An 11,697-nucleotide genomic window follows, 5' to 3' on the forward strand; every position below is an offset into this window, starting at 1 on the left:
CCCCGCCATTTCCGGGTCCAGCGCGGCGGAGAAGTTGAGCCCTGGACCGTAAATGGCGTCACTTGGGAAGACATCATTGCCAGCAACTTCAAGATGGTCAGCGCCAACCCGAAGTTGGGGGCGACGGAGATCTGGGAGTTTGAGAACAAATCCGGTGGCTGGTTCCACCCGATGCACATCCACCTCATCGACTTCAAGATCCTCAGCCGCGACGGAAGAGCGCCCTTCCCCTACGAACGCGGTCCCAAGGACGTCGTCTACGTCGGTGAGAACGAAACCGTCCGGGTGCTGATGAAATTCGGTCCGCACAAGGGCCGATACATGGTGCACTGCCATAACCTCCCGCACGAGGACCACTCCATGATGTTCCAGTTCCGGGTAGGCCCTATCGCCGACGACACCATCGACTGCGATCCCATGCTGGCTGACCCGGCACACCTCGACACAGAACCGGACTAGAAAAATGGCCATGGTTCAAACGGCACCGTCTTCTGCCCCCGCCGTTCCCCGCCGGCGGAGGCGGAAGACGGTACTGACCGTCGTCGTTATTGCCGTCCTGGCCGGGCTTTTCGCTCTCAGGCTGTGGGTGATTGAACCGGTCGGCGTGGACTTGGACAGTATGGAACCGACCCTCGCTCCCGGAAGCATCGCCTTCGTGCTGAAAACCGAGCAGGCCAGGTCCGACGCGCAGCTGGGGGACCTGGTGGTGTTTCCATCACCAGCGGATGAGACACCGGTGATTAAACGCGTGGTGGCCGAAGCCGGCCAGCAAATCGAGGTCCGTGATGCCTTGCTGTACGTGGATTCGATTCCGGTGCGCGAGCCGTTTGTGGATCACTCAACCATCGACGGAACGTTCTATCCCTTGACGGAGGTCCCTCCCGGGACTGTCTTCGTCATGGGGGACAACCGTGAACAGTCCATCGACTCCCGGGACTTCGGCCCATTGCCATTGGACAGCATAGAGGGTGTTGTTGTCTGGTCGTTTAACCCCTCGTTCAAATGACAGGGTTTTCCCATGGTTACGACGTCACGATGCTGACATGGCATCGATCACCCTCGACGCATCGGATCGTTCTGAAATCCGGTTTGCCGTCAAGCGCTTCCTCCTTATGGGGCTGGCGGCACTTGTCCTGATTGCGACCCCGGTTGCCTTCTGGATTCACGCAGTCTCGGAGGACCATGCACTGAACCGGGTGGTGGGATCGACTCAGCGGTTGGCGACCAACGCCGTCGCTCCTTTAGTGACTGACGAAGTTCTGGCCGGAGACCCGGCGGCTCTGCAAGAGCTGGATGAACGCCTGCAGCCCTGGCTCGAAGAGGGATCAGTGCTCAGGTTTAAGATCTGGAATGCCGACGGACGGATTATCTATTCGGATGTTGCGCCCCTCATCGGCCAGCAGTTTGAATTCGCGGACGCCGTAGGGAACTTCAGCGCTGGAGGCTTGGGAATCGCCACGCTGGGTGTCCAAAACCAGCTCGAAAACGAATACGAAGCCGAAGCCGGCGAGCTGGTGGAGGTCTATGTCCAGCTGGCAGCAGCAAACGGACAACCCCTGATTTTTGAAGCATATTATGACGACGAGGACGTCCGGGAGATGCAGTTGGCAGTTCTGCTCGGCGTTGCCCCCGCATCCGTACTGGCCCTGGCGGCGTTGCAGTTGGCCCAGCTGGTTCCGGCGATACGCTTGGCCCGGAGGGTCCAGTCGGACCAGGCCAGAAAGCGGCAGCTGCTCGAACGGGCCATTGACGCTTCGGAAATGGAACGGCAGCGGATCGGACGGGACCTGCACGGCGAAATCATCCAGGATTTGGCGGGTCTTTCTTACGCAATGGAATCCGAGGAGATGCGGGGCTCCTCCGAACAGAGTCCATTGTTCAACCGGGCCCGCTCCATTTTGCAGAATGACATCCGGACGCTCGTGGCGATGACCGGCAATTTGGACCCATCGGACTTGAGGGAGGCGGGACTGCAGACAGCCCTGTCCCGGCTGGCGGAAAAACTGACGGAGCAGGGTATCGCCGTGATCCTCAATCTGGAAAAGAACCTCAATCTGGAGGCCGAGCAGTCCGCGTTGCTCTACAGGGTCGCCCGGGAAACTCTCGCTAATGTGGCCGAACACGCCAACGCGAGAACGGTCGAAGTGTCGCTGCGGGGGTATGCCAACCGTACTGAACTGCTGATCCGGGACGACGGCTCCGGGTTCGACCCGGAGGCGTGCGCGGGCAAGGACGCCATGGGGTTGAAAATCATACGTTCAACCGTCTCGGCCGTTGGCGGATCCCTCGAAGTCAGCTCCGGCACAGGAACCGGCACCTGCCTCATCGTCTGCCTGCCGTCGGTGGAGCGGCGCTGCTAGACGACGGCACCGTCGTCGTTATCATCACTGCGTTCCGAAGGCAGCCTCATCAGCAGGAACACGACAGAGGCGAGGAACGCGGCAATGATACAAACAACCGCAAGCATCGGCATGGACCGCCAGAAGAACGCCGACAGCAGCAGGACCAGCGGCCCGCCAATGGCGCCGCACCAGGCGAGAACCACCAGCGGTTCGGTCCCGGCCAGCGGCGACGGCGGATCCTCCGGGACGAAGCTGTCATCCTCTTCCTCTTCAGGGGTGTAGTCACGGGGGCCGCCAAGATGCTCCCTGTCCATTCTCCGCGGTTGAGGGGCTGTTGACCGGGGATGCCCGAGGACGGGATCGGGGGCCGGAGCGGATTCACTATCCGTGCCCGGTTGGCCTTTGTCTTGCCGCTGCCCCTGACCGTCCCTCTGGTCCTGGTTCTGGTTCTGTGCCGGATCCGGTTCGCTGTCGGTCTGCTCCAAACGGGACACCAGATCCCGCCAGACCTCATCATCGGACGGCTGGCCCGCGGATTCGTTCCGCCGGTCTCCGGTGTTGTCGCCGCCGGAGACCGCAGCGTCATCCGGGACCGGATCGTTGTCCTGGTCCGGGTCGTAGGGGTCGTGCTCAGAATTGTTCATCGCCGGGTTCCTGCCGAATGCTGTTGGATGAAGTCACCGGTCCGGTCGAAAATAAACCCGGCATCGTTATCCATCGTTGCAACATGATAGCTGTTGTGCAGTGGCACGATCTCCAGTTCCCCGCTGCCAATCCGATTTTGGATCTTCGCCACGCTGCTCGGCGGAACTATCCGGTCCACGGTGGACTGGAAGACGAGTGTCGGCGCCTGGACTTTATCGAGACAGTTCAGGGTGTCGCGGAACAGCAACCGCAGCTGATGCACGGCGGCGACCGGCGTCATCGGATAGGCCCCTTCCGTAACACCGGGCTTTTTGATGTCATCACCGATAGCGGGAACGGTCTGGCGGATGTACCTGAGGATGCCGGTGAACCGGGCGAGCGGATCACTGAAAGTCAGCCCGGGATTGACGACGACGACGCCGGTCACCGGATGGTGGGCTGCGATCCGCAAAGCCAGCGTTCCTCCCATGGACAATCCGGCGACGAAGGTGTGGTCCGTCCTGGTGCCAAGCCGCAGATATTCCGCTTCGAATGTGCCGTACCAGTCCTGCCAGCGGCTGGCGGCAAGCTCCTCCCAGCTGGTTCCATGACCGGGCAGGAGCGGTAGAGTGACGGCATACCCCGCCGCGGCAAGACTGCGTGCCCAATCGAGCATGCTGGCAGGCGAACCGGTGAAACCATGGCTGAGGGCAATCCCGATCCGTGCGTTTTCACCACGGCCTTCACTGGAGAAGGCCTCGGCGCCCGCGAGAACTGTCATGTATCCATGGTGTCACTGATCGCGTGGAATCTCACTGCGCCGTACGGTGACGTCGGGGGGCAAAAGGCCTAGGGTAATGTGGCAGAAACCACTGGAAAATCGTCAGGCAAAAAGGCTTGCGGAACCGGTCAGGAGAGGTTACAGCGTGTTCTATTGGGTGATGAAGCGGATCTTTATCGGTCCCTTGCTCAAAATGCTGTTCCGGCCTTGGGTCAAGGGGATGGAGAACATTCCGGAAGATGGGCCGGCCATTCTGGCAAGTAATCATTTGTCTTTTTCGGACTCGGTCTTCCTTCCGGTATCCGTCTCCCGTCCGGTGGTGTTCCTCGCAAAGTCCGAATACTTCACCGGCAAGGGTCTGAAGGGGAAGCTGACGGCTGCCTTCTTCAGGCTGACCAACCAACTGCCCATGGACCGCTCCGGTGGCGCCGCGTCGGCGACATCGTTGGACGCCGGTATTGATGTGTTGAAGAAGGGCGGCCTGCTGGGGATCTATCCCGAGGGTACGCGCAGCCCCGACGGCCGGCTTTACCGGGGCAAAACCGGAATTGCAAAGCTGGCGTTGGCGACGGGGGTTCCGGTTATACCTGTGGCGATGATAGGCACCGACAAGGTCCAGCCGATCGGACGGAAAATCCCGAACATCCGGCGTCTGGGGATCATCATCGGCGAACCCATTGATTTCAGCCGCTATAAGGGCCTGGAAAATGACAGGTTCGTTCAGCGGTCCGTCGCTGACGAAATCATGTATGAACTGATGCGCCTGTCAGGCCAGGAGTATGTGGATGCCTACGCCAGCACGGTGAAGGAACGATTGGCCACACGCAAGAGCGTTAAGAAGCAGGAAGACGCCCGGAAGGCGGCCGCGGTACGGGCCGCTCCTCCCGGGACAAAGAAACCCGGCACGGTTACCAGCATCGGCGGCGCAGTCGAGGGGGAGCCGGTGACCGGTTCCGATGCTAAACCAGCGGGCGGTGATGCCCCGTTGCAACGCGCGGACGGGTCTCCATCCGGTGCGGATCCAGCCAATGAGCGCCAATCAGAGTCGGCGCCCGGCTTCGACGAAGGCCAGGACAACCAGTCCGCGGCGGGTTGAGGCGTACCGCTCTGTGATTGTGACGCCTTAGCGTGGGCATTACGCCACCAAGGCGCCCATCGACGTCGGAAAGCATTAGGCTGGATAGGTGACTGAAACAACCCGCATAAGCTCACCCCTGCCGACCAGTCCTTCCCCCGTGCCCACGACTGCGGACTATCCTGAGCTCGACGCCTGGCGTGGACTGCCGATATCCCAGCAGCCGCAGTGGCGTGACGAAGCGGTCTATCAATCCTCCATTTCGGAATTGTCGACTTTGCCGCCACTGGTTTTTGCCGGCGAAGTCGATGTTCTCCGTGAACGCCTCGCCGCAGCGGCACAGGGAAAGGCCTTCCTGCTGCAGGGCGGCGACTGCGCCGAAACCTTCGAGGCGGCAACGGCCGACCGGATCAGTGCACGCGTCCGGACCATACTGCAAATGGCGGTGGTGCTGACCTACGGAGCCTCGCTGCCCGTCATCAAGATGGGCAGGATGGCCGGGCAGTTTGCCAAGCCGCGTTCGTCCAATGATGAAACCCGCGACGGCGTGACGCTGCCCGCCTACCGGGGTGACATGGTCAATGGCTTCGAATTCACCGATGAATCCCGCGGGCATGACGCATCACGGCTGGTCAAGGCTTACCACACGTCCGCGTCGACGCTGAATCTCATCCGCGCCTTCACGCAGGGCGGCTTCGCCGACTTGCGCCTGGTGCACCACTGGAACAAGGGCTTCATGGCCAACCCGGCGCACTCGCGGTATGAATCGCTGGCACGGGAGATTGACCGGGCGATGAAATTCATGGAGGCATGCGGTTCGGATTTCGAGGCACTCAAACGGGTCGAATTCTTCGCCAGCCATGAGGCGCTGCTGCTCGACTACGAGCGGGCGTTGACACGCATCGATTCCCGTACCGGAACTCCGTACGACACCTCCGGACACTTCCTGTGGATTGGCGAACGGACCCGCGATCTTGAAGGCGCCCATGTCGACTTCCTGTCCAAGGTCCGGAACCCGATTGGGGTCAAGCTCGGACCGAAAACCACGGGCGACGATGCACTGCGGCTGATCGAGAAGCTCGACCCGAACCGCGAACCCGGCCGGCTTACCTTCATCACCCGTATGGGTGCAGGCGCCATCCGGGAGAAGCTCCCGCAGCTGGTGCAGAAGGTTACTGACTCCGGCGCCCAGGTGCTCTGGGTATGCGACCCGATGCACGGTAATACCGTCACCTCTCCCAATGGGTACAAGACCCGCAATTTCGACGACGTCGTCGACGAAGTGCGCGGGTTCTTCGAAGTGCATAACGCGCTTGGAACATTCCCCGGCGGGCTGCATATCGAGATGACCGGCGACGACGTCGCGGAGTGTCTCGGGGGAGCGGATCCTATCGATCAAGATGCCTTCGTGTCCCGCTATGAATCGGTGTGCGATCCGCGCCTGAATCACATGCAGTCACTGGAAATGGCCTTCCTGGTCGCCGGAGCCCTCAGCAAGAGCTAGCAACGACGGCGGCCGGAGCCTCCCCGGTTCCAACGCGGTCACGACGTCGGTTTAGACCACGGTCAGGGTAACTACTGATCCTTTGGGAACGGACTGGTCCACGGGGTCCTGGTCCCGTACGGTTCCGAAGAAGCCGCCCAGGATATTGTTGACTTCCACCTCGAAGCCAAGCTCTTCGAGCTCCTGTACGGCGTCCTCGATCTGGTCGCCAATGAAGTTCGGCACCTCGACCATTTCGGGTCCCTTGGACATCGTCAGGGTCACTGGGTCGCCGCGGAAGAGCTGTCCTGCCGCCGGCTCCTGGGAAACGACTGATCCCGCTGGAATGCTGGGGTGGAAAACAGTTTCGTCGGCGATGACCGGGTCCAGACCGGCCGCCGTCAGTGTGCTCGTCGCCGCATCCTGGGTCCCGCCCAGCACGGGGGGAACATCGATAGGTTGCGGTCCTTTGGACACGGTCAGGTCGACGGGCGTATTCCGGCGGCGCTCTTCCCCTGCGGTGATGCTTTGCGAGAGTACGGTACCGGCTGGTTCCTGCTCATGGAATTCTTCGGTGACATTTCCGACCGACATCCGGGCATCCTGGAGCGTTGCCGTCGCGTCTTCCAGATTCTGTCCGGTGACATCGGGAATGGCGAAGAGTTCCGGGCCCATTGAGACGAACAGCGTAACGTCCTCGAACTTCCGGATTTCCGCGCTGGCTTCCGGTTGGGCGCGGACGACCAGACCGGCGGAAATCCGTTCATGATGTATGTCTGTGACGGTCGATTCCAAGCCGCGTTGGGTCAACACGTGCTGCGCCTCGGCGACGGTCTTCTCTGTCACCCGGGGAACCGTTGTCAGGGCACCGGGGCCGACGGCCAGAAACCAGGCTGCGGCACTGGCCAGCAGTGAGACAACGACCAGCACAATAATCCAGAGCAGGGCGCGCCGGCGGGGATTGCCGCGGCGCAGGCTCTGCTCCGGCTGCTGGGCGGCCTTGGCCCGCTGTTTGTCGAGAGTCTTCTGCCGGCGTTTGTCCTGACGGCGTTCCGCCCTGGCGGAGATCGCCGACCCGGCGTCGGACTCATGGTCCTGCTGCTGGCGGGGGCCAGCCTCCCCGGTGGACGATCCATGCCGGGAGATCACCGTCGTCGGGTGCAGCTTGGGGTTAATGACTTGGGTGTGACTGGGATCGTTCCGTTGCCCGGCGGAGTGCATATCCGGCCGGAGCGCGCCCGGCATGACCGTTGTCTCTGTGTGCGTCCCGGGATCCTGCCGCGGAATGACTGTTGTCCTGCCGTCGTCAGCCCCGGAGGAGGCAGGGGACTCCGTGCCCGACGCCGGCCGCTCAGCATGGTAATCGAGTTCGGCATCGGACAAGGTGGTCCTGATATGCCGCAACTCACCCAGCAGCGCATTTCCGTCGATCGGCCGCTCGTCAGGGTCAGCAGCGGTGCACCACTGGACCAATTCGTCCAGATCCTCTGCCAGGCCAGGCAGTTCCCCCGAGGGAGCCGGCACCTCGGAATTAACGTGCTGGAAGGCGACCTGGATCGGAATTTCGCCGGTATACGGATGATGTCCGGTCAGCATTTCGTAGAGCACGATGCCTACGGAATAGATGTCACTGCGCGGATCGGCAGCGCCGCCGGTCACGAGCTCCGGGGCAATATAGGCCACCGTTCCGATGAGCGTTCCGGTATTGGTGCTTGTCGACACTGCCCGGGCGAGGCCGAAGTCGCCGATCTTGATGCGGCTGTCTTCGGCGATTAGTACGTTCTCGGGCTTGACGTCCCGGTGGACGAGTCCGGCTTCATGTGCGGCCGCGAGACCTTCAAGCACCGGGTCGAGCAGGGCGAGGGCCAGCCGCGGCGTCAATGGTGCCTTGTCGTCTATTACGGCGCGGAGCGTGTGGCCGGGAACGTATTCCATCACCAGATACACCAACTGGCCGTCCCTGCCCTGGTCCAGGACACCCACCACGTGCGGATGCGATAACCGGGCCGCGGCCTTGGCTTCCTGGCTGAAGCGGTGCAGGAAGCTTCCGTCTTCGGCCAAGTGGGCGTGCATGACCTTCAGCGCCACGTTCCGTTCCAGCCGCTGGTCTGTGGCCAGGTAGACGGTGGACATGCCTCCGCGCGCCAATCGGGACTGCACAAAGTAGCGCTGGTCCACCACAGCGCCCACCAAAGAGTCAGTTACCCGTTCCTGCACCCTTCGATCCTAGATGTTCCGATGGAAAGGGCCCGAATCAACACTCGATCCGGGCCCATTCGCTCCCTCGCTGACTTGCGAGGGCCGTGGCTAGCGGAACTTCTTCTCGAGCGCCTTCACGGACTTTACGTACCGCTTGGTGTCGTCGTAAAAGCCTTTCTCATGAACGGACCACTGCCCCTGGTAGTAGGAGCCGATGGCCTTGTCCCGGGAATCGCTGGTACGCAGCAAAGCACCAATGATGGCGACGCCGGCAGTGATGTTGTCATGGGGGTCCAGCAGGTTCAGTTGCCGGCCGACCAGCTGCGAGGCCCACTCTCCCGAGGACGGAATCACCTGCATGGTTCCAATGGCGTTCGCCGGTGAGACCGAACGGTGATTGAAGCCGGATTCCTGGTAGGCGTGAGCCAAGGCGAGCGACGGCGGGACACCCATGCTCCGTGCGGTCTGGACTATGATCTCCTGGATCTGTGCCGCTGAAGGAGCCGGGGCTTTCAGCAGGGCAGCCAGGTTGACGTTCGCCTTGGCGACCACGTGCTTGGGATAGGTGTAATGCAGGAAGGTGTTGGGCACCAGATTTTCCGGAGCGGGGCTGTCGCCGGCAGGAGAGGAGCCACCGGGAATGGCCAGCTTATTACCCGGGTAAATGACGCTGTTCAGCCTCATGTTGTTCGCCTGCAGGAGGGCGCTGAGTGCGACGCCGTGCCGGGAGGCAATGGCGCCCAATGTGTCTCCGGATTTCACCGTGTAGCTGCCGGATGAATTCTTCTGCTTGGACGGGGCCTTCGGCTTCTGGATGACGTTGGGCTCGTTCGACTGAGGGGCCACCCGGCTGCCCGAGACTTTGATTTTCTGTCCCGGATAGATGACCGAGCGGATGCTGAGTCCATTCAGTTCGAGGACATGCTGGGTGCTGACGCCGTGCCGGCGGGCGATGGCGCTGATGGTATCGCCCGATCTGACCGTATAGGAACTTGCGGAGGTGTTCGCCGGTTTTTGCTTCTTGACGTTCCTCGGTTCCTGGCTCTGCTGCTGTGGAGCAGGTGCGGACGAACCGCCGGACAACTTCAGCTTCTGCCCTGGATAAATGACAGACCGCATGTTGAGTCCGTTCGCGTTGAGCACGCTCTGGGTGCTGACGCCGTGCCGGCGGGCTATCGCACCGATCGTATCGCCGGATTTGACGGTGTAGGTTGAGGCGCTGGAGCGGCTTGAGCTGGCCACATTCCGGCTCTGCGATGTTCCTGCACTCTGTCCCTGCGTGGCCCTGGCCTTTCCACCGAGCCGGACCTTATCTCCCGGGTAAATGACAGTGTCAGCGCGCAGATTATTGAGCTGCAATAGAGCGTGGGTGCTGAGGCCGTACTGCCGCGCGATGCTGCTGACAGTCTCGCCTGCCTGCACCGTATGGCTCTTGGATGCACTCCGCTTCGTCGGTACCAAAACCGATGGCAGGTTCACAGCCACCATGGAAGAAGGCACCACACTGCTGGTGACTGGCCCGACGGCGGCAACAGAGTGGGTGAGGGCCTGCGGCAATACCCGTGGTGCGCTCAGGGCAGGAGCGGCTTGCGCCGGTTGAGCGAGGGCGAGGGAGGAAAGCACAACGGCGGGAATGGCAGCGGTTGAGACTGCGGCGCTGAGTTTCGTGCTCCGCCGCGTACCACCAGGGGCAGCCTTTGGGCGTGAAATGGGCGTCGACTGGCGCTGGGGACTCATCTATGGGTTCCTCGTCTGGTCTGTGTTTGCGGCACCGTCAGGCATTGCCCTCATGATGGATGCGGTGAATGTTGCAATTGGTGCATATGTTTCGGATGTGACTATTGAGAATCTACACTATATTCGCCATAGCACAAGGGCGTAATTTTGACTGGCAACAATATGACTTTCGGCGAGTCTTCGGGGCCGGCTATGAAGCAGGACCTGCAGCGTGGCAGTCTTAACGCGTGAACGAACTTCAAAACCTGATAACCGACTGGCTGACGCTTCCCGATGTGAGCGAGCAGCTGGACCTGCCGATAAACAAGGTGCACAGCCTGGTGGAGGAGGGCGCCCTGATTGCCGTGCGTATCGGTGAGCGCAATATCCGGAGCATACCGGCCGGGTTCCTGATCGACGGGCATGTGCTCGAAAGCCTCAAAGGAACCATCATCGTATTGGGAGATGCCGGGTATGAGGATGAGGAAATGCTGAGGTGGCTCTTTACCCCTGACGACTCGTTGCCCGGCCGTCCCATCGATGCGCTGCGTGAGGGACGCAAGACCGAGATCAGGCGCAGGGCGCAGGCTCTGGCCTGGTAAGGGCCTACGCAGAAGCTACGAGGACCGTTGGACGGCCGCCTCGGCAAGAGCGGTCAACGCCTGCCTCGTAGGCGCGTCCACGGAGAGTTCCGCCAAGGCGGCAAAGGCCTGGTCCGATAACCCCCGGATGAGGTCCTCCGTGGCTGCAAGGGCACCGCAGCCGTCGATGATCTGCCGCAAACGGGCCACATCTGATTCATCCAGCTCCGGGTCTCCAAGCTTCTGCTCGAGTACAGCTGCATCGCTTTCGGACGCAAGGCTGAGCACATGACCCGTCAGGACGGTCCGCTTGCCCTCCCGAAGGTCGTCGCCGGCCGGTTTCCCGGTAGCTGATGGGTCGCCGAAGACACCCAGTACGTCGTCGCGGAGTTGAAACGCCTCTCCGAGCGGTAGCGCGAACCTGGAATATTGGCCGAGCAGGTCCTCGCCGGCACCCGCCAATGCACCACCGAGCATCAAGGGATGCTCTGTGGAGTACTTGGCGGACTTGTAACGGATGATTGCGCGTGCCCGCCCGACGGCGTCGCCCCGGTCCTTCCCCGGCCCCGCCACTTCCTCCAGCACGTCGAGATACTGTCCGGCCATGACTTCGGCACGCATCCGGTTAAACACCTTCCGGGCCGGCCCGTTGTGCCCGGCGGCGCCCCCGATTGAGGAGAATAACTCCTCACTGAAGGACAGGCATAAGTCGCCGGTCAGGATCGCTGCCGCCCGGCCAAACGGCTCGGGATCGAGTGCCCACCCTCGCTCGCGGTGCAGCGATCCGAAGCGCCGGTGGACGCTTGGCCTGCCCCTGCGGGTATCTGAGTTATCAATGATGTCGTCATGGATCAGTGCGGCCGACTGGAACAGTTCCAGTGCCGCACCGGCCGACG

10 protein-coding genes and 1 pseudogene are annotated in these 11,697 nt (G+C 61.8%); 6 read left to right on the top strand and 5 right to left on the bottom strand.

The window, feature by feature from the left end:
- The 3 genes from Y707_RS29830 to Y707_RS25540 all read left to right on the top strand — a co-directional run.
- Nucleotides 1–459 (top strand): multicopper oxidase domain-containing protein (locus Y707_RS29830; protein ID WP_155852950.1); only part of this gene is annotated, 459 nt, incomplete at its 5' end.
- 10 nt (nt 460–469) lie between these two features.
- On the top strand, nt 470–1,006 hold the full coding sequence (gene lepB / locus Y707_RS0112105) for a signal peptidase I (RefSeq protein ID WP_081744824.1): 537 nt from the start codon (nt 470–472) through the stop codon (nt 1,004–1,006).
- A gap of 37 nt (nt 1,007–1,043) precedes the next feature.
- Nucleotides 1,044–2,360: a sensor histidine kinase gene (locus Y707_RS25540; protein WP_051441929.1), complete on the top strand. Its 1,317-nt coding sequence runs from the start codon at nt 1,044–1,046 to the stop codon at nt 2,358–2,360.
- Here the strand turns inward: Y707_RS25540 and Y707_RS25545 are convergent.
- The gene (locus Y707_RS25545) at nt 2,357–2,986 is read right to left on the bottom strand and encodes a hypothetical protein (RefSeq protein WP_051441930.1); all 630 of its coding nucleotides are present in this window, start codon (nt 2,984–2,986) and stop codon (nt 2,357–2,359) included. The genes Y707_RS25540 and Y707_RS25545 overlap by 4 nt on opposite strands.
- Entirely contained in the window at nt 2,983–3,747 is a 765-nt protein-coding gene (locus Y707_RS0112120) for an alpha/beta hydrolase (RefSeq protein ID WP_026535291.1), read from the bottom strand. Before Y707_RS0112120 ends, Y707_RS25545 begins: the two co-directional genes overlap by 4 nt.
- A gap of 145 nt (nt 3,748–3,892) precedes the next feature.
- On the opposite strand from Y707_RS0112120, the gene Y707_RS25550 reads away from it, so the two are divergent.
- Together Y707_RS25550 and Y707_RS0112130 are read left to right on the top strand one after the other, a co-directional pair.
- The gene (locus Y707_RS25550; RefSeq protein WP_081744825.1) at nt 3,893–4,843 is read left to right on the top strand and encodes a lysophospholipid acyltransferase family protein; all 951 of its coding nucleotides are present in this window, start codon (nt 3,893–3,895) and stop codon (nt 4,841–4,843) included.
- A 106-nt stretch (nt 4,844–4,949) separates the two neighbouring features.
- Nucleotides 4,950–6,326 carry a class II 3-deoxy-7-phosphoheptulonate synthase gene (locus Y707_RS0112130; protein WP_051441942.1) on the top strand — a complete coding sequence of 459 codons (1,377 nt, stop codon included), beginning with the start codon at nt 4,950–4,952 and terminating at the stop codon, nt 6,324–6,326.
- 51 nt (nt 6,327–6,377) lie between these two features.
- Here Y707_RS0112130 and Y707_RS0112135 read toward each other — a convergent pair whose 3' ends face one another.
- Both Y707_RS0112135 and Y707_RS0112140 read right to left on the bottom strand, forming a co-directional pair.
- Nucleotides 6,378–8,522, bottom strand: coding sequence for a Stk1 family PASTA domain-containing Ser/Thr kinase (locus tag Y707_RS0112135; protein WP_026535293.1), 2,145 nt, complete (start codon nt 8,520–8,522; stop codon nt 6,378–6,380).
- A gap of 90 nt (nt 8,523–8,612) precedes the next feature.
- A complete protein-coding gene (locus tag Y707_RS0112140; RefSeq protein WP_026535294.1) occupies nt 8,613–10,241 on the bottom strand; it encodes a LysM peptidoglycan-binding domain-containing protein in 1,629 nt (542 codons plus the stop codon).
- Between the two features lie 248 nt (nt 10,242–10,489).
- Here Y707_RS0112140 and Y707_RS0112145 point away from each other — a divergent pair, with 248 nt between their 5' ends.
- Nucleotides 10,490–10,822: an Rv2175c family DNA-binding protein gene (locus Y707_RS0112145; protein WP_442853294.1), complete on the top strand. Its 333-nt coding sequence runs from the start codon at nt 10,490–10,492 to the stop codon at nt 10,820–10,822.
- Between the two features lie 15 nt (nt 10,823–10,837).
- Here Y707_RS0112145 and Y707_RS25555 read toward each other — a convergent pair.
- Nucleotides 10,838–11,697: pseudogene (locus tag Y707_RS25555) on the bottom strand (polyprenyl synthetase family protein); the annotation flags it as partial.

Source organism: Arthrobacter sp. H14 (assembly GCF_000520495.1).
Classification (GTDB): Bacteria; Actinomycetota; Actinomycetes; order Actinomycetales; family Micrococcaceae; genus Arthrobacter_C.

What these genes read in the sequence shown, in the direction of transcription:
- lepB (WP_081744824.1), top strand. Translation starts at nt 470, where the DNA reads ATGGTTCAAACGGCACCGTCTTCTGCCCCCGCCGTTCCCCGCCGGCGG.
- Y707_RS25540 (WP_051441929.1), top strand. Translation starts at nt 1,044, where the DNA reads ATGGCATCGATCACCCTCGACGCATCGGATCGTTCTGAAATCCGGTTT.
- Y707_RS25545 (WP_051441930.1), bottom strand. Translation starts at nt 2,986, where the DNA reads ATGAACAATTCTGAGCACGACCCCTACGACCCGGACCAGGACAACGAT.
- Y707_RS0112120 (WP_026535291.1), bottom strand. Translation starts at nt 3,747, where the DNA reads ATGACAGTTCTCGCGGGCGCCGAGGCCTTCTCCAGTGAAGGCCGTGGT.
- Y707_RS0112140 (WP_026535294.1), bottom strand. Translation starts at nt 10,241, where the DNA reads ATGAGTCCCCAGCGCCAGTCGACGCCCATTTCACGCCCAAAGGCTGCC.